We start from the raw sequence: 17,264 nt of genomic DNA, 5'->3' as shown, positions 1-17,264 counted from the left end.
CTCGGGGAGCGGGGCCGTCGGCCTTCGGGGGCCGCCCGCTCCACGGCAAGAGCGTTGCCCGGCCGGGGCCGGGGCCGGGGCCGGGGCCGGGGTGGGCGGTGGGCTCAGGGGGCGTTGCCGGCGAGCGCCAGCATGACGTGCTCGTGCTCGCCGTACCGGACGGTCCCGGTGCGCCGGAAGCCGTACCGCTCCGACAGCCGCCCCACTCCGACAGCCGCGCCGAACCTGTGTTCCCGGTGAAGGGATCGGCGTGCGGGGGACGGGTCCCCTCTCGCTCCAGGAGCAGCGTCAGTGCCCGCGTACCGATGCCGCGGCCCCGGTACCGCCTGCCGAGCCGGTGCCCGATGAAGCGCCGACGACCTTCGCCCCGCCCCGCCACCACGTTGCCCACCGGCTCCCCGTCGACGGTGACGGTCTGCACGAGGACGGTGGGGTCCCCGAGGGCCCGCGCCGCCCAGTGGGTCATGAAGGCTTCCCGCTCCCGCGGCGAGGACTTCGACCGCCGTACGGCCGCGGGATCGTGCTCCTGTGCGAAGGGCTCCTCCGGATCGGCGTGTTCGACGTCCTTCAGCCGTACCCGGCCGCTCACGGCGGCGGAGTCCGCCGCCGGCCACTGATGTTCCGGAGGGAAGCCCTCCGGCCTGCCGGGCCGATACCGCCGGGTCCTCTGCGTGGCGGCCGTCCCCGCCGTCCGGGGCCGGTCGCCACCTGGAGCCGGCCGCTTTCCGGTCCGGTGCCGTGCCGGGCTGCGGCGGCCCCCACCGGCGGGGGCGGGAGCGGGCGGGCCGCCGGCTCGGCTCCGTGCAACGGGGGTCCTCCGGCGCGGCGGCGTGCGCCGGGACCGGAGTCAGGTTGGAGTCTGACCGGAGTCGGAGTCGGAGTCGTCCGGGACGCGGACCGTTCGGCGCGCGCCTGCTCCGTGCCCGGCTGGAAGAGCGGGGTCGTCCTGATCCGGTCGGCCGGGAGATATCGGTGTACGGCGCGGGAGAAAGCCTTGTACGGTGTAAGGGAGATGTTTCCCTTACACCGTACAAGGAGTACCCGTTGACGGCGACGACCGCCGAGAACCCGAATCCCGCCGCCACCTCCGGCGGCCACCCGCAGCGCTGGTTGATCCTCGGCGTCATCTGTCTCGCCCAGCTGACCGTGCTGCTCGACAACACCGTCCTGAACGTGGCCATCCCGTCCCTCACCCGGGAGCTGGACGCCTCGACCGCCGACGTCCAGTGGATGATCAACGCGTACGCGCTCGTCCAGTCAGGCCTCCTCCTCACCGCCGGCAACGCCGCCGACCGTTACGGCCGCAAGCGCATGCTGCTCACCGGTCTGGCGCTGTTCGGTCTCGGCTCGCTCGCCGCCGGCCTCGCGCAGAGTTCCACCCAGCTGATCGCTGCCCGCGCCGGCATGGGGGTCGGCGGGGCGCTGCTGATGACCACCACCCTCGCGGTCGTCGTCCAGATCTTCGACGACACCGAGCGGATCAAGGCCATCGCCATCTGGTCGACCGTCAGCTCGCTCGGCTTCGCCGCCGGTCCGCTCCTCGGCGGCTTCGTGCTCGACCACTTCTGGTGGGGCGCGATCTTCCTGATCAACCTGCCGGTCGCGGCGCTCGGCCTGGTCGCCGTCGCCGTCCTCGTACCGGAGTCCCGGCACAAGCAGGGCGACCGGCCGGACCTGCTCGGCGCGGCGCTGTCCACGGCCGGCATGACCGCCCTGGTGTACGCGATCATCAACGGTCCCGAGCACGGCTGGCTCTCCGTCCACGTGCTGGTGTCGGCGTCGTTTGGCCTCCTCGTGACGGGGGCGTTCGCATTCTGGGAGCTGCGCACCCCGTACCCGATGCTGGACGTGCACTTCTTCCGCAACCAGCGCTTCGTCGGCGCCGTCGCGGGCACGGTCCTCGTCGCCTTCGGCATGACCGGGTCGCTGTTCCTGCTCACCCAGCACCTGCAGTTCGTCCTCGGGTACGGCCCGCTCGACGCGGGCCTGCGGACGGCGCCGCTCGCGCTGACCGTCGTGGTGCTCAACCTGAGCGGCGCCGGGGCCCGCCTGGTCACCAGGCTGGGCACCCCCGCCACGATCGCCCTCGGCATGGCCCTCGTCTCGGGCGGCCTCGCCTCGATCGCGCTCCTCGGCTCCCGCGGCTACGGCGGGCTGCTGCTCGGCCTGGTCGTCATGGGCGCGGGCGTCTCCCTGTCGATGCCGGCCATGGCCAACGCCATCATGAGCGCGATCCCGCCGGAGAAGGCGGGCGTCGGCGCGGGGATCAACGGCACCCTCGCGGAGTTCGGCAACGGCCTCGGCGTCGCCGTGCTCGGAGCCGTGCTGAACGCCCGGTTCGCGGCGCTCGCCCCGGTGGCGGCCGCGTCCCTGCCGGCGGCGCTGGCGGCGGCCGGCGGGCCGGCGGAGCGCGCGCGGGTGGCGGACGCCTTCGCGGCGGGGCTGGAGACCAGCCAACTCGTCGGCGCGGCCGCGGTCCTGGCGGGCGGCCTGCTCGCGGCGCTGCTGCTGCGCCGCGCGGAGCGGGGCGGCGACACCCCGGCATAGCATCGGCGGCACGGAACGAGGAGGAAGCCCATGGCGGCGGCAGCCGACCGCGACACGAAGCGTCCGGCGCGTACGAGCGTCTGGCTGGACGGCAAGGCGGCGGCGCCGCGCGGCCGCAGGGCGGGCGGCGACCAGCCGTCCGGTCTGGACCGCGTGCGGATCACGGCGGCGACGGTGCGGCTGCTGGACGCGGAGGGCCTGGCGAAGTTCTCCATGCGCCGGCTGGCGACCGAGCTGAACGTCACCGCGATGTCGCTCTACTGGTACGTCGACTCCAAGGACGACCTGCTGGAGCTGGCGAGCGACGCGGTGGTGGGCGAGGTCGTCCTCCCGGACCTGGACGGGGACCCGGACGCCGACTGGCGCGACCAGTTGCGCGGCCTCGCCCAGGGCTACCGCGCCCTGCTGGTCCGCCACCCGTGGCTGTCGCCGCTGATGGGCCGCTTCCTCAACATCGGACCGAACTGGTCGGGACTGTCCCTGTGCGTCCTGCGGCTGATCCGCCGGACGGGCCTGCCGCCCGAGCGCCGGGCGGGCGGCATCGCGGCGGTCTTCCAGTTCGTGTACGGCTTCGGCACGATCGAGGGTCACTTCCGCGAGCGCTGCGCGGAGGCGGGCCTGAGCCAGGACGAGTACTTCACCCGCGCCATGGGCGCCATCGACGGCCGGCCGGAGACGGCCCGCGTCATGGATTCGGCGCGGGAGGTGGCGGAGGCGCGCGGCGGCGGGACGGTCGAGGACATGCGCGACCGCGACTTCGCGTTCGCCGTGGAGCTGCTGATCTCGGGCATCGAGGCCCAGGGGGGACGCTAGGGAGGGTCGGGTGCCGGGACGGGTACGGGGGTGCCCGTACGGGGCGCCCGGCCGTACGTCTCCGGACACCTCCCGGGCCGGTGAGGCGCGCCCCGCGCCGGGCGGCGCGGGGCGTGTCCGGGGCGCCCGCCCCCGGGCGCACCGGCCCGGCACGGTCCCCCCGCTCGCCGGCGGTGCGCCCGGAGGCGGCGTGCCCGGGGAGTCAGCTGGACGAGTCCTTCAGGGCGACCTCGCGGATGAGCAGGGTCACCAGGAAGGCGACCAGGGCGAACGGCGCCGAGTAGAGGAAGACGTCGGCCACCGCGTGCCCGTACGCGTCCTCCACCACCCGGCGGACCGGCGCCGGCAGGGCGTCCAGGTCCGGAATGCCGCCACCGCCCGTGCCGCCGTGGCCGAGGGCCGCGCCCTTCGGGCCGAGGGCGGCGAAGCCCTCCGTCACGTACCGCGTGACCCTGTCGCCCAGGACGGCGCCCAGCGCGGAGACGCCCACGGCGCCGCCCAGGGAGCGGAAGAACGTGACGACCGACGAGGCGGCGCCCAGGTCCTGCGGGGCGACCTGGTTCTGGGTGCACAGGACCAGGTTCTGCATCATCATGCCCAGCCCCAGCCCCAGCACGGTCATGAACAGCGCCACGTGCCAGTACTCCGTGTCGTACCGGACCGTGCCGAGCAGGCCCAGGCCCGCCGTCACCAGGGCGCCGCCGCCGACCAGCCACGCCTTCCACCGGCCCGTTCCGGTGATGATCCGGCCGGAGACCGTCGACGAGACGAAGAGGCCCGCGATCATCGGGATGGTCATGACGCCGGACATCGTCGGCGACTCGTCCCGCGCCAGCTGGAAGTACTGGCTGAAGAACACCGTTCCGGCGAACATCGCCACGCCCACGAACAGCGAGGCCAGGGAGGCCAGCGCGATCGTGCGGTTGCGGAACAGGCGCAGCGGGATGATCGGTTCCGCGGCGCGGGACTCGACGGCGAGGAACAGCGCGCCGAGCAGCGCCGCGCCGCCCACCATCGCGGCGGTCTGCCAGGACGCCCAGTCGTACTTGTCACCCGCGAAGGTGACCCAGACGAGGAGGAGCGACACGGCGGCGCTGATCAGGGCGGCACCCCACCAGTCGACCCTCACCTCGCGCCTGACGACCGGCAGCCGCAGGGTCTTCTGCAGGACGAGCAGGGCCAGGACGGCGAAGGGGACGCCGACGTAGAAGCACCAGCGCCAGCCGAGCCATGCGGTGTCCGTGATCACGCCGCCGAGCAGCGGGCCGCCGACCGTCGCGACCGCGAAGACGGCGCCGAGGTAGCCGGAGTACCGGCCGCGTTCGCGCGGGGAGATCATCGCGGCCATCACGATCTGTGCGAGGGCGGAGAGACCGCCCACGCCTATGCCCTGGACGACCCGGCAGGCGATCAGCATGCCGGCGCTCTGGGACAGGCCGGCCACGACCGAACCGACGACGTACACGACGAGGGAGAGCTGGACCAGCAGCTTCTTCGAGAACAGGTCCGCGAGCTTGCCCCACAGCGGGGTCGTCGCGGTCATGGCGAGCAGCGAAGCCGTCACCACCCAGGTGTAGGCGCTCTGGCCGCCGCCGAGGTCGGTGACGATCTCGGGGAGGGCGTTGGAGACGATCGTCGACGACAGGATGGCCACGAACATGCCGAGCAGCAGCCCGGACAGCGCCTCCATGATCTGCCGGTGCGTCATCGGTGTGCCGGCGGCCTCGTCGGCGTCGCCGTCCCGCACTCCGGGCGGTGTGGTCGTGGCCATGTGCTTCCTCACGCGTGCGTCGTCGTCTGCTCGGTCTCGGGGTGCCCGGTCCTGGGACCCCCGGTTTCGGGGGGTTCGGCCTCCGGGCCCGCCGTGGGGGGCGCCCCCACCGGGTGCGCCCGGCCGTCCCCGAAGGACGACCGGAGGCGGGCCAGCAGGGTGACGAGCTGCCCGACCTCCTCGTCGTCCCAGTCCCGCAGGCGGTCCGCGAACAGATCCGCGGTACGCCGCCCGAGGTCGTCCAGGACATCCCGGCCGGCGGGGGTGAGGCGCAGAATGCGGGAGCGCCGGTCGTCCGGGTCGGGCGAACGCTCGACCCAGCCGTGTTCCACGACGAGGGCGACGTGACGGCTGGTCACGGAGGCGTCGACGCCGAGGACCCCGGCGAGTCGGCCCAGCCGCATGCCCCCGTGCCGGTCCAGCAGGGCCAGCACGGCGGCCGCGCCCCCGGGCACTCGGCGGGGAGGATCCGTGCGACACCGCGCTTGACGACCCCGACCGCGCTGATCTGACGGGCCAGCTCCTCGTACTGGCCGCGTGCCGCCACCAGGTCCTCCACATCTCGTTGCTTAGGGCAACGATATGTTCGTGTGGTTGCCGGGGGCAAATGAAACGGGGGTGTATGCGGCCAAAGAACCGGCAAAGAAAGGCCGTGACCCCACTCGGGGTGCCCGGGGTGGGGTGGAAGGGCGTGATTCGCTAGGGTCCTGCCCCATGGCACACAACCCGCACGCCCCTCAGGGTCCCCAGGGCAGCTCCCACGACCCCGCGGGCTCGACCCAGATGTTCCGCGCCTTCGTCGACGAGGGCGCCCCGCAGCGGCAGCAGCAGGCCGTGGTCCAGTCGTCCGGCCCCCGCGTCGGCCTGATCGTCGGCCTCGTCGTGACGGCCGTGGTCGTCGCGACGGTCGCCTGGCTCGCGCTGGGCTGATCCCGGGACACCGGCCCCCGCGTGCGGTCGGCGCCGCGGCGTCCGGCGCGCGGGGGAGCCGGCGTCACGGCGTCCCGCCGCGGCGGGGCACGCCGACCGCGCGCCCCGCGCTCCCCTTGCGAACTGTCGTACACCCCTTACGCGACCGTGCGCCTCTCCTCGTGCCGTACGCGGCTCTCACGCCCGCGTGCCGGCGCGTACGGGCGCGTGCGGGGCGGGTTCGGCGGCGCTCCGGCGACCCTGCGCGCCGTCCGTCGCCGGTGCGCCTGCGGGACCGCCCCGCGGGCGCACCGAAGGTCCTCGGCGGTCCTCGCTGGCCCTCGGCGATCCTCAGTCCGAGATGAGGCCCTCGCGCAGCTGCGACAGCGTGCGCGTCAGCAGGCGCGAGACGTGCATCTGCGAGATGCCGACCTCCTCGCCGATCTGGGACTGCGTCATGTTGGCGAAGAAGCGCAGCATGATGATCTGCCGCTCCCGTGCGGGAAGCCTGGCCAGCAGCGGCTTCAGCGACTCCCGGTACTCGACGCCCTCGAGCGCGCTGTCCTCGTAGCCGAGGCGGTCCGCCAGGGAGCCCTCTCCACCGTCCTCCTCCGGCGACGGCGAGTCGAGCGAGGACGCGGTGTAGGCGTTCCCCACGGCGAGGCCGTCGACGACGTCCTCCTCCGACACCCCCAGGACCGCGGCGAGTTCGGGCACGGTCGGGGAGCGGTCGAGCTTCTGCGCCAGCTCGTCGCCGGCCCTCGTCAGCGCCAGCCGCAGCTCCTGGAGGCGGCGCGGCACCCGCACCGACCAGGAGGTGTCGCGGAAGAAGCGCTTGATCTCCCCGACGACCGTCGGCATCGCGAACGTCGGGAACTCCACCCCCCGTTCGCAGTCGAACCGGTCGATCGCCTTGATCAGCCCGATCGTGCCGACCTGGACGATGTCCTCCATGGGCTCGTTGCGGGAGCGGAAGCGGGCGGCCGCGTACCGGACGAGCGGCAGGTTGAGTTCGATGAGCGTGTCGCGCACGTACGTCCGCTCCGGGCTGTCCGCCGCCGCGCCCGCGGCTTCCAGCGCGCGGAGGCGGAGGAACAGGGAGCGGGAGAGCGTGCGCGTGTCGATGGCTTCCGAGGAGTCGGGAAGCGCGGCCGGCTCGCTCTGCGTCAGCGTGAGAACCTTCGAGCTGCCCTGTTCTGCGGACATGCCACCCCCTTGAGGTCGCGGACGGTCGCGGGAGCCGCGACCATCGGAGGAACGCAGCCTCCACGTGAATACCGGCGCCGAGACTGCGGCAAACGCGGTTCCAGCAGAATGTCACATGTCGGCAACGCGCTGTAGTGACTTGTCGACATCGTGACGGTGAATCCATGGGGGAAACAAGGGGTCTGCGGCTTTTGGAGCAGCTGGTCATGGACTGAAGGGGTGGACCTGTTCGAATTACGCGTCGATTCTGTTTGCAGATCTCAGGCGGGCGAAACTGCGGGCCAGGAGCCTCGACACGTGCATCTGGGAGACTCCGAGCTCCTGACTGATCTGGGACTGCGTCAGGTTCCGGTAGTAACGGAGCATCAGGATCCGCTGCTCGCGTTCGGGCAGTTGGACCAGGAGGTGCCGCACCAGGTCGCGGTGTTCGACGCCGGCGAGCGCCGGATCCTCGTAGCCGAGCCGGTCGAGCAGGCCAGGCAGCCCGTCGCCCTCCTGGGCCGCCTCCAGCGACGTCGCGTGGTACGAGCGCCCGGCCTCGATGCAGGACAGGACCTCCTCCTCGGAGATCTTCAGCCGCTCGGCGATCTCCGCGGTCGTGGGCGACCGGCCGTGGAGGGTGGTCAGGTCCTCGGTGGCGCCGTTGACCTGCACCCACAGCTCGTGCAGTCGGCGGGGGACGTGGACCGTGCGGACGTTGTCGCGGAAGTACCGTTTGATCTCGCCGACGACCGTGGGCATCGCGAAGGTCGGGAACTGCACGCCGCGATCGGGGTCGAACCGGTCGATGGCGTTGATCAGCCCGATCGTGCCGACCTGGACGACGTCTTCCATGGGCTCGTTGCGGGAGCGGAAGCGGGCGGCCGCGTACCGGACGAGCGGCAGGTTCGCCTCGATGAGGGCGGAGCGGACGCGGGTGTGCTCGGGGGTGCCGCGCTCCAGCTTCTTCAGCTCGCCGAAGAGGACCTGGGTGAGCGCTCGGGTGTCGGCGTTCCTGCGGATGCGGGCGTCCTGCTCGGGGGCGGGCCCGGAGGCCCTGGCGGGCTCGTTCTGCGGCTCGTTCTGGGGTGGCACCTGGTGAGGCGTGGTACTGGCCGGCACGTTCACGCCACCCTTTCACGGCTAGCGGTCAACTTCGGTCAAGTCCTCCGTCAAAAGCGGTCATAGCATCACAAGACATGTCCGCTGTGTGCAAGCACCCCATAATGCCGTGTTGGGGGGTCCGCAGGCGGTCGCCACGAGGGGAGCCCCGCACCCGAGGGTGCGGGGCTCCTTCCGGGAGGCCGTCGGGGGAGCCTCAGAACTCGTAGTCCGCGACCACCCATGTGGCGAACTCGCGCCACTGCCCGGCGGCCGCCCGGTGGGCCGGGTGCTCGAGGTACCGCGCGAGGGCGTCCAGGTCCTCGACGGCGGAGTTGACGGCGAAGTCGTAGGCGATCGGCCGGTCGGCGATGTTCCAGGCACACTCCCAGAACCTCAGCTCCGGGATGGTTCCGCCCAGCTCCCGGAAGGCCCGCGCCGCCGCCTCGACGCGCGGCTCGTCGCGCCGTACGCCCTCGTCGAGCTTGAAGAGGACCAGGTGGCGGATCACTCGGGGCTCCTAGGCGATGAGGGCGGTCATGAAGTCACCGACCGCCAGGGCGGCGCTCGAAATGCCCTCGAAGCCTATCTGGACGAGCTCGGCGGCACGCTCGGGGGACCGGATGATCGTGTAGAGCACGAAGACGGCGAGGGCGTACAGCGTGACCTTCTTCGCCTGCGCCATCGTCCCCGTCTCCCCGTCTTCCCCTGCGGTCTCCTCGGCGGTCGGGTGAGTCTAACCGAGTACCGGTGGACCAAAGCCCGGGAAGTCCCGGCCGGTTACCGCTCCCGGCGTGCGGGGCGGGCGGTCCCGTGCGCGGGTCACGGCCGCGGCCGGCCGTCCCGGGCGGATCGGGCGGATCGGGGGCGGCACCGTGCGCCCCGGGGCCGCGGGGCCGGTGGCGGGGTGGGAGAAGGGGGGCCGCGGATGACCTGGTCCTGCGGATGGCCTGGAGAGACGGCGGCGGACCGGGACGGGCGACGGCCGAGCGGTGCCCGGCCGGGGACGGCCGCCACGTGGGGGCCGGAGGCCGCGCCCCGTGGGCGGTCGGCCGGGGTGGCGGTACGTGCGTGTGACACGGGTGCGCATGGGGGACGGACCGGCCCGTCCGCCCCGGAGCGATCCCGAAGCCGGCACCGTGACGGCCGGGCCCGGCTGCGCGACCCGCTCCTCCACGTCCCGTCCCGCCGGAGGCCGCTGCGAGTGGACCGGATGCGCCCACCGTTCCCGGGGCGCTCCCGAGCCCGCTCGGCCCGGAAGTGCAAAACACCCCCCTGAGGCGCGTTTCCGCATGTCAGAGGGGTGCTGCTGGCGGTAGCGGAGGGATTTGAACCCTCGGTGACTTGCGCCACACTCGCTTTCGAGGCGAGCTCCTTCGGCCGCTCGGACACGCTACCGAGGGAGAGCTTAGCCCAAAGGTGCCTCGACGCAGAAATCCGTATCGGGGGGGGCGGCTCGGGCGGGGAGCCGTCCGGATCCGTCCCTCAGCGGCCGCGGAAGAAGCGGGTGAGCAACCCGGCGCACTCCTCGGCCAGTACGCCGTGGACGACCTCGGGGCGGTGGTTGAGCCGCCGGTCCCGCACGAGGTCCCACAGCGAGCCGACCGCGCCGGCCTTCTCGTCGACCGCGCCGAACACCAGCCGGTCCACCCGGGACTGGACGAGGGCGCCCGCGCACATCACGCACGGCTCCAGCGTCACGACGAGTGTGCAGCCGGTCAGCCGCCACTCGCCGAGCCGCCGGGCCGCCCGGCGGAGTGCCAGCACCTCGGCGTGCGCGGTCGGATCGCCGGTCGCCTCGCGCTCGTTGCGGCCGGTCGCCAGGAGGACCCCGTCCGGGCCGAGCACCACCGCGCCGACCGGCACGTCGCCGGCCAGCGCGGCACGCTCGGCCTCCGCCAGCGCCCGCTCCATGGGCGCCCGCCAGGAGGCGCGCACCGGGCCGGGGGCGCTTCCGGAGGCGCCGGTGGAGGCGGGTATGGGGTCGGGCAGCGACGGGCCGCCCCTCGAAGGGGCGTGCACTAGCGGACGGCCTCCAGCATCTCGGAGGCGCCCAGCGCGTCCGCGATCTCGGTGAGCGCGTCGGCGTCGAGAGCCAGGAGTTCCTTCTCCGACATGCCCAGGTCGTCCAGGATCAGCCGGTCGCCGACCGGCGCGGCGGGCACGGTCCCTGCCGCCGCCTCCGTCTCCTCCTCCGTGTCGTCCGGCTCCCCGTCCTCGGTGCCGTCCAGGTCCAGCGCGTCCAGGTCGGCCGTGTCGTCGGCCCGGTCGTCGCCCAGCAGTTCCTTGGTCAGGATCTCCCCGTACGAGGAGCGGGCGGCGGCGGCCCCGTCCGACACGAAGATGCGAGGGTCGTCCTCGCCCTCCACCCGGACGATGCCGAACCACGCGTCCTCCTGCTCGATGAAGACGAGCACCGTGTCGGCGTCCGGCGAGGCTTCGCGGGCCAGGTCGGTCAGATCCGCCAGGGTCTCCACATCGTCGAGCTCTGTGTCGCTCGCTACCCACCCGTCTTCGGTGAGCGTGAGCAGTGCGGCGAAGTACACCGTGACTCTCCCACTGATCAGAGGTGTGACGATCGGGCGGCACGCTCCTGAATGCCCCGCCCACTCGGCATCGTGGCAGACGCGGGGCCTTGAGGAGAGGTGTTCCGCTCTTGCGTCGTGCACCAGTCTGAGCCCGCGACCCGGTCGGCGCCATGCCGCCCCGGTCCTCTCCCACCGGATGCCACCATGATCGGGAAGGGGAGCGGCGAGGTGTCGGCCGCGGATCCGCCGGGAGCGTACACGCGGCGTGTGACCGGCGGGCGACGAACTGGTGTGCGGTACGTCACCGGCGGCGGTCCGGTCTTCGTACGTCGTGCCGCCGGCGTCGTGGATCGTGCCGCCGGCCGTGACCGGGGGCGAGGCCGAGGGGGTGCGGCGGGGCCGCCGGGTTCCGCCGGAGGCGGCGCCGGATCACCAGCGGAACGTCCGCATACGCATCACCTGCCGCATCCGCGCCGCTCTGGCGCGGCGCGGCTGGACGCGCTCGCGCAGCGCCCGCGCCTCGTTCAGGTCGCGCAGGAACTGCGCTCTGCGGCGCCTGCGCTCCGCGTCGTCCGCAGACCGGCGGCCGCCGGGTCCTTCCTGGTCAGACATGACCACACCACCACCCCGGGAGCGTCCGTCCGACTCCGCCTTCCCTCCCGGAGGTGGGTTGATACCAGTGCGGGCTACTGTTGTGGGCATGCGGATCCACGTCGTCGACCACCCGCTGGTGGCGCACAAACTCACCACGCTGCGTGACAAGCGCACCGACTCGCCCACCTTCCGGCGGCTCGCCGACGAACTGGTCACCCTGCTCGCGTACGAGGCGACACGGGACGTGCGCACCGAGCAGGTGGCGATCGAGACGCCGGTCACCGCGACGACCGGGGTGAAGCTGTCGCACCCGCGGCCCCTGGTGGTGCCGATCCTCCGTGCCGGGCTGGGCATGCTCGACGGGATGGTGCGGCTGCTGCCGACCGCCGAGGTCGGGTTCCTCGGAATGATCCGCAACGAGGAGACGCTGGAGGCGTCGACGTACGCGACGCGGATGCCCGAGGACCTGTCCGGGCGCCAGGTCTACGTCCTCGACCCCATGCTGGCCACGGGCGGCACGCTGGTCGCGGCGATCCGCGAACTGATCGGGCGGGGGGCCGACGACGTGACGGCGGTCGTCCTGCTGGCTGCCCCGGAGGGCGTCGCGGTGATGGAGCGCGACCTGGAGGGCGCGCCGGTGACGGTCGTCACGGCCTCGGTCGACGAGCGCCTCAACGAGCACGGCTACATCGTCCCCGGTCTGGGCGACGCCGGTGACCGGATGTACGGCGCGGCGGAGTAGTCCCCGCGGCCCCGGGCGGGTGCGGCGGCCGGAGCGCCGTCTCCCGCTGTTCGGGGCCCCTCCCGGGGCGCCGGGCGGATGGCTCCCTCCCGGGAGCCGGGTGGATGGCTCCCTCCCGGGAGCCGGGTGGGTGCGGCGGCCGGTCGTCCTGTGCCGGTCCGGGCGTGCTCCGGAGGCCGGGCGGGGCCGGAGAGCGGGCTGGACCGGGGAACGGCCTGCGCGCGTACAGGCCGGACAGCGGGCGGGCGCGGCCGCACCGGGGCGCCGGCACCCCGGCCCGGTGCGCGTCCCGGCCGCCGCTACCGGGGCTTCGGGGCGCAGTCCGCGGGCTCGGGCTCGGGCTTCGGGTACAGCAGGGCGGTCATCGAGGCCGTCGCGTCCTGCGGGGCCGCCAGGGACCTGAACGCCGTGCCGATGATCAGGTCGACGTCGGCCGTCGCCCGTGTGTCCGTCTTGGCCGAGGCGCCCTTCAGGTGCGTTCCCAGGACCGGGAAGGCGCCCTTCGCGGCCCCTCGGGCACCGAGCAGGACGCCGGTGCCGGGTACCTTCTTGTCGTAGGCGATCGGCGCGTTGCCGACCTTGCCGATCGTGAAGCCGCGCTTCCTGAGTTCCTCCGCCGTGGCCTTCGCCAGTCCACTCCGCGGCGTCGCGTTGTAGACGTTCACGGTGATGTCGGCCGGCTTCGGGAAACCGACGGCCCGAACGGCGGGCGAGGGGCTCGCCGACTCGCAGGCACCGGCGGTCGTGGACCGCACCGCTTTTCCGCTCCCGCCGCCGAACACGTCGATGAGCTGGAACGTCCCCCAGCCGGCCAGGCCGAGCGCGGCAGCCGAGGCGATGCCGGCGACCGCGATCCGGCCGCGGCGGGGCCGGCGCATACGGGGGTACGTGGTGCCCGTGATGCGGTACTTTCCGCCCATGCCGGGGGGAGTGAGCATGCTCATGGGCGCAGCGTAATGCGACCTGGTGACTATGCCTACTAAACGATCAGCGACTGAGGGCCGGACGGGTGGGAAACGCTCCGGAAGGAGTCTTTCCCGAAGGGGTCAGTCGAGCTCCAGCACGCGTGCGTGCAGTACCTGCCGCTGCTGCAGGGCCGCGCGTACGGCGCGGTGAAGGCCGTCCTCGAGGTACAGATCGCCCTGCCACTTCACGACGTGCGCGAAGAGGTCACCGTAGAACGTCGAGTCCTCGGCGAGGAGCGTTTCGAGGTCCAGTTGGCCCTTGGTGGTGACGAGCTGATCGAGGCGGACCGGACGCGGCGCGACATCCGCCCACTGCCGGGTGCTTTCCCGGCCGTGGTCGGGATACGGCCGCCCGTTACCGATGCGCTTGAAGATCACACGGAAAGCCTACCGGGCAAGCGGCGTCCGGCGCAGCCGGGAGACGACGGATGCCCTCTCGCGAGGGACGCGGCGATCATGGCGAACGGGACATTCCGCCCATGGGGCCCGGCGGGTGGCGGTCCGGCCGCCCCATGGGGGAAGGACCGCCACCCGCCGGAAGGGACACCGTGCCGCTACGGGGCGTTGGCCCGGTGGCGGTGCGGCGGCCATCCGGATGTCACTCGGTGGCCTCGTGACCGTGGTTGTCGTGCAGGCCGCCGCCGCTGCCCTCGCCGCCGCTCGTCGGAACGGACTCGACCGGCTTGCGCAGCGAGCTCAGGTCGTGGGCGTAGGTGCCCACGGCGTTGGCTATGACATCGATGTTGACGTCGAAGGCCTTCATGTCGATGTTGTCCAGGTCGTCGCACGCCGTGTGGTAGCAGGAGTCGTACGCGACACCCGCGGTCCCGCCGAACTTCTGCGCCTGAGCGGCGGTCTTGATGCCCTCGGCACCCGTGAACGTACCGCCGGACGGGATGCCCACCGCGACGAACGGGCCGTAGTCGGAGCGCCCGGTGAAGTCCGTGCCCTCGTGCGGGTGGCCCTGCCGGTCGAGGAACGCGTTGATGTCCTGCTCCAGCTGGGCGGAGCCCGTCGGGCCGGCGGGAGCGCCGACGCCGTCCGAGTCGTCGCCGTCGTAGACGAACAGACCGTAGTTGGGCGAGGCGATCATGTCGAAGTTCAGGTAGAGCTTGATCTCCTTGCGGCCGAGCTCGTCGAGGGCACCGACGTAGTGCTCGGAGCCGAGCAGACCGATCTCCTCCGCGCCCCACCAGGCGAACCGCACCTTGTTGGTGGTCTTGTCCTTGTACTTGGCGAACTTGAGGGCCACGTCGAGCAGGCCGGCCGAACCGGAACCGTTGTCGCTGATCCCGGGCCCGGCGGTGACCGAGTCGAGGTGGGAGCCGAGCATCACCGTGTTCGCGGCGTTCCCCCGCTGGGTCTCGGCGATGACGTTCCGCGTGGTCCGCTGTTCGTGGAGCTGGCGGAGCTCCAGGTTCACCTCCACCGGGCCGGCGGCCACGGCGGCGGCGAGGGCCTCGCCGTCCGCCTTCGAGATGCCGCCCGTGGGGATCTTCGCGTCCGCGGCGGAGCCGAGCGTGCCGCTCAGGGCACCCTCCACGTTGTTGTAGACGAGGGCGCCGACGGCGCCGGCCGCGGCGGCGTTGGCCTGCTTCACCGCGAACGCGCAGCCGCCGCGCTGGACGAGCGCGATCCTGCCGGTGAACGCGCCCGCGGCGAAGTCCGTCGGCTCGCAGCCGTGCGAGCCGTCCGCGTCGACCGGGGCGCCGGCCAGCGCGGCCCTCGTGCCGCCGACCGGGGTCGACTTGGTGTACGTCATCGCGGAGACGGCGATGTCGCGGGGGGAGGGCGAGACGACGGCCAGCTTCTGCTCCTGCGTCTCGGTGTACATGAACGGGAACTCCTGGTACGAGACGTCGTACCCGGCCTTCTTCAGCTGCTGGTACACGTACGCCGCCGAGGCGTCGTAACCGAGCGTGCCCGCCGCGCGGTTGCCGCCGGCCGTGTCGGCTATCTGCTGGAACTTCCGCAGGTGCTGGTGGGCGCTGCCGGCGGAGGCCGAGTCGACCAGTTTGCGGGCGAGCTTCGACGCCTCCTTGGCCGGAGTGACGCGCTCGGCGGAAGCGGGGGAGGCCGAGGCCAGCAGGAGGGGGGTGGTGAGCGCGGCTGCGGCCAGGGCGGCCACAACTCTGCGAGGGGACGCGTTCACGGAAATCCTTTCCGTACGGACGAGGTTCAGGGGGAAGCTAGCGACCCACCGCGTTTCTGGGAACAGGTCTTCCACAACTCCCCTTGCTTTTTCATACTTTTCCAGAAAGCTGTGGACGTTCCACAGGGTGGATCCCCTCGATCCGTCACCCTCGGTACATGGATCGATCACAACTTCGACTTGCCCTTCGCGGCCTCGGCCGCGTACTCCACCTCCTGTTCCCCTGCACGCGCCCGAGTCGGCTCCGTGGACCCGGCGGGGTCCGCGACCGGTCGGCGCGGCGCGGCCTTCCCGCACGGTCCGGTCGCCTCCCGCCGACGTCCGGGCCGCCCGACGGGCGGTGCGAGGGGGCACCGCGCCTTCCGCCCGCGGGCCTGCGGCCGTGCCCCGCCGACGGAGGTCGCCTTCCGCCGGACGGCTGCGGCGGTGCCTTCGCCGCCGAGGCGGCGGTCGGCGCCCGTGCGGCCGGCGACACCGTACGGACCGGGGAGCGCTCACCTCCCGGGGTCCCGCCGGGCCGGTGCTCCGGCGAGCGCGGCCGACGGGCCCCGTGGGAGGGAGGCGTCCGCTCCGGACCGGGAGACGGAGCCGGGGCCACGGGTGCTCGTGAACCGATGGTCGCGCACGGGGCGCGAGCCCGCACGGCGGCTTGCGCCTGCGGGGTCACAGGGCAGGGTGCCCCGAGGCGAAGCGGTCCAGGGCCGCGCGGACGTGCGCGCGGGTCGTCTCCGTGCCCAGGTGGCCGGAGTCCGCCACGACGGTCAGTTCGGCGTCCGGCCACGCGCGGGCCAGCTCCCACCCGGTGGTGGGCGGACTGCCCAGGTCCAGCCGGCCGTGGACGAGGACACCGGGGATGCCTGCGAGCCGGTGCGCGTCACGCAGCAGGGCGCCCTCTTCCAGCCAGGCGCCGTGGGAGAAGTAGTGCGCGCAGATGCGGACCATCGCGAGGCGGCCCACGTCCGGCCTGTCCGCGTACGGGGTCCCCGCTTCCTCCGGGGACACCACCGCGTCCTCCCAGGCGCACCAGTCGGCCGTGGCCTTCTCCCGCACGTCCCGGTCGGGATGACCGGTCAGGCGGGCGTACGCGGCGACCAAGTCGGCGGCGGTGTCCGCGTCGGTGCCCGAACCTTCCCGGAACCGCTCCCAGGCCTCCGGGAAGAACCGGCCCACACCCTCGTACAACCAGGCGATCTCGGAGCGGCGGGTCGTCGTGACGGCCGGAACGACGATCTCCGTGACGCGGTCCGGGTGGGCCTCGGCGTACGCCAGCAGGAGCGTCGCCCCCCATGAGCCGCCGTACAGCAGCCAGCGGTCGACGCCCAGGTGGAGGCGGAGCCGTTCCATGTCGGAAAGGAGGTGGTGCGTGGTGTTGACGGCCAGGTCGGTGGCAGGGTCGCTCGCGTGCGGGGTGCTGCGGCCGCAGCCTCGCTGGTCGAAGAGGACGACGCGGTAGCGGGTGAGGTCGAAGCGGCGCACGGCACCCGGATCGCTGCCGGAGCCCGGTCCGCCGTGCACGACGAGGGCCGGTTTGCCGGAAGGGTTGCCGTGGGTCTCCCAGTGGAGGAGGTTGCCGTCCCCGACATCGAGCATCCCCTGCTCGTAGGGTCCGTTCCGCGGGTGCACACCGGTCCCCTCTCGACCACGACGGTGCCGTCACGTTAGCGGTCGTGATCCGGTGCGACCACGGCCGGGACCACCGGGCGTCCGCCCCGGCCCGCCGGACGTCCCCGACCGCGGGACCGGCGGCCGGAGGATTTCGGCGCGGGGCGGCCACCGGTTCGTGCCAGGGCACCGGGCCGGGCCGTCCCGTACGGCTGCCGGGCTCGGTGGCGCGAGCCCCGACGGCAGGCACCCTCGGCGACACGGTCTGTTCGGTGGGGCGGTCCGTTTGGCGACACGGTCCGTTCGGTGGGGCGGTCCGTCCGGTGGCGCAGACGGTTCGGTGGGACGGACCCGC

15 protein-coding genes, 1 tRNA gene and 2 pseudogenes are annotated in these 17,264 nt (G+C 73.0%); 4 read left to right on the top strand and 14 right to left on the bottom strand.

The features are described 5' to 3' along the window. Positions 1-1,044 precede the first annotated feature (1,044 nt). Both LUW75_RS11955 and LUW75_RS11950 read left to right on the top strand, forming a co-directional pair. Positions 1,045-2,547 carry an MFS transporter gene (locus LUW75_RS11955; RefSeq protein WP_250335596.1) on the top strand — a complete coding sequence of 501 codons (1,503 nt, stop codon included), beginning with the start codon at positions 1,045-1,047 and terminating at the stop codon, positions 2,545-2,547. 30 nt (positions 2,548-2,577) lie between these two features. After that, entirely contained in the window at positions 2,578-3,360 is a 783-nt protein-coding gene (locus LUW75_RS11950) for a TetR/AcrR family transcriptional regulator (RefSeq protein WP_250335595.1), read from the top strand. A gap of 213 nt (positions 3,361-3,573) precedes the next feature. Here the strand turns inward: LUW75_RS11950 and LUW75_RS11945 are convergent. Together LUW75_RS11945 and LUW75_RS11940 are read right to left on the bottom strand one after the other, a co-directional pair. Then, positions 3,574-5,068: pseudogene (locus LUW75_RS11945) on the bottom strand (MDR family MFS transporter); the annotation flags it as partial. A 71-nt stretch (positions 5,069-5,139) separates the two neighbouring features. After that, positions 5,140-5,678: pseudogene (locus tag LUW75_RS11940) on the bottom strand (MarR family winged helix-turn-helix transcriptional regulator). A gap of 167 nt (positions 5,679-5,845) precedes the next feature. On the opposite strand from LUW75_RS11940, the gene LUW75_RS11935 reads away from it, so the two are divergent. Next, positions 5,846-6,061 carry a hypothetical protein gene (locus tag LUW75_RS11935; RefSeq protein ID WP_250335593.1) on the top strand — a complete coding sequence of 72 codons (216 nt, stop codon included), beginning with the start codon at positions 5,846-5,848 and terminating at the stop codon, positions 6,059-6,061. Positions 6,062-6,391: 330 nt separating this feature from the next. On the opposite strand, the gene LUW75_RS11930 is transcribed toward LUW75_RS11935, so the two are convergent. The 8 genes from LUW75_RS11930 to LUW75_RS11895 form a co-directional block, all read right to left on the bottom strand. Continuing rightward, the gene (locus tag LUW75_RS11930; RefSeq protein ID WP_250335592.1) at positions 6,392-7,246 is read right to left on the bottom strand and encodes an RNA polymerase sigma factor SigF; all 855 of its coding nucleotides are present in this window, start codon (positions 7,244-7,246) and stop codon (positions 6,392-6,394) included. Between the two features lie 234 nt (positions 7,247-7,480). Beyond that, a complete protein-coding gene (locus LUW75_RS11925; protein WP_250335591.1) occupies positions 7,481-8,347 on the bottom strand; it encodes an RNA polymerase sigma factor SigF in 867 nt (288 codons plus the stop codon). Positions 8,348-8,543: 196 nt separating this feature from the next. After that, a complete protein-coding gene (locus LUW75_RS11920; RefSeq protein ID WP_250335590.1) occupies positions 8,544-8,837 on the bottom strand; it encodes a Dabb family protein in 294 nt (97 codons plus the stop codon). 9 nt (positions 8,838-8,846) lie between these two features. Further along, positions 8,847-9,011, bottom strand: coding sequence for a hypothetical protein (locus LUW75_RS11915; protein WP_250335589.1), 165 nt, complete (start codon positions 9,009-9,011; stop codon positions 8,847-8,849). Positions 9,012-9,636: 625 nt separating this feature from the next. After that, positions 9,637-9,724 (bottom strand) — tRNA-Ser (locus tag LUW75_RS11910). 87 nt (positions 9,725-9,811) lie between these two features. Continuing rightward, positions 9,812-10,306 (bottom strand): tRNA adenosine(34) deaminase TadA, encoded by a 495-nt coding sequence (tadA, locus tag LUW75_RS11905; protein ID WP_462933790.1) that lies wholly within the window; start codon positions 10,304-10,306, stop codon positions 9,812-9,814. 41 nt (positions 10,307-10,347) lie between these two features. After that, on the bottom strand, positions 10,348-10,872 hold the full coding sequence (locus tag LUW75_RS11900; protein WP_250335588.1) for a tRNA adenosine deaminase-associated protein: 525 nt from the start codon (positions 10,870-10,872) through the stop codon (positions 10,348-10,350). 411 nt (positions 10,873-11,283) lie between these two features. Next, positions 11,284-11,466, bottom strand: coding sequence for a hypothetical protein (locus LUW75_RS11895; RefSeq protein WP_250335587.1), 183 nt, complete (start codon positions 11,464-11,466; stop codon positions 11,284-11,286). Positions 11,467-11,554: 88 nt separating this feature from the next. Here LUW75_RS11895 and upp point away from each other — a divergent pair, with 88 nt between their 5' ends. Next, positions 11,555-12,190 (top strand): uracil phosphoribosyltransferase, encoded by a 636-nt coding sequence (gene upp / locus LUW75_RS11890; protein WP_250335586.1) that lies wholly within the window; start codon positions 11,555-11,557, stop codon positions 12,188-12,190. A 299-nt stretch (positions 12,191-12,489) separates the two neighbouring features. Here the strand turns inward: upp and LUW75_RS11885 are convergent, their stop codons facing one another. From LUW75_RS11885 to pip, 4 genes are all read right to left on the bottom strand, one after another. Further along, entirely contained in the window at positions 12,490-13,134 is a 645-nt protein-coding gene (locus LUW75_RS11885) for a LytR C-terminal domain-containing protein (protein WP_250335585.1), read from the bottom strand. Positions 13,135-13,236: 102 nt separating this feature from the next. After that, positions 13,237-13,533 carry a type II toxin-antitoxin system VapB family antitoxin gene (locus tag LUW75_RS11880; protein WP_003999914.1) on the bottom strand — a complete coding sequence of 99 codons (297 nt, stop codon included), beginning with the start codon at positions 13,531-13,533 and terminating at the stop codon, positions 13,237-13,239. 220 nt (positions 13,534-13,753) lie between these two features. Next, complete coding sequence (locus LUW75_RS11875) at positions 13,754-15,307, bottom strand: M28 family metallopeptidase (protein ID WP_250335584.1); 1,554 nt, start codon at positions 15,305-15,307, stop codon at positions 13,754-13,756. Between the two features lie 663 nt (positions 15,308-15,970). Next, positions 15,971-16,930 carry a prolyl aminopeptidase gene (gene pip, locus LUW75_RS11870; RefSeq protein WP_284453828.1) on the bottom strand — a complete coding sequence of 320 codons (960 nt, stop codon included), beginning with the start codon at positions 16,928-16,930 and terminating at the stop codon, positions 15,971-15,973. Between the last annotated feature and the right edge of the window lie 334 nt (positions 16,931-17,264).

Source organism: Streptomyces sp. MRC013 (genome assembly GCF_023614235.1).
GTDB lineage: Bacteria > Actinomycetota > Actinomycetes > Streptomycetales > Streptomycetaceae > Streptomyces.
The sequence above is the reverse complement of the archived record's forward strand: the minus strand, read 5'-3'. Positions and strand labels throughout refer to the sequence as shown.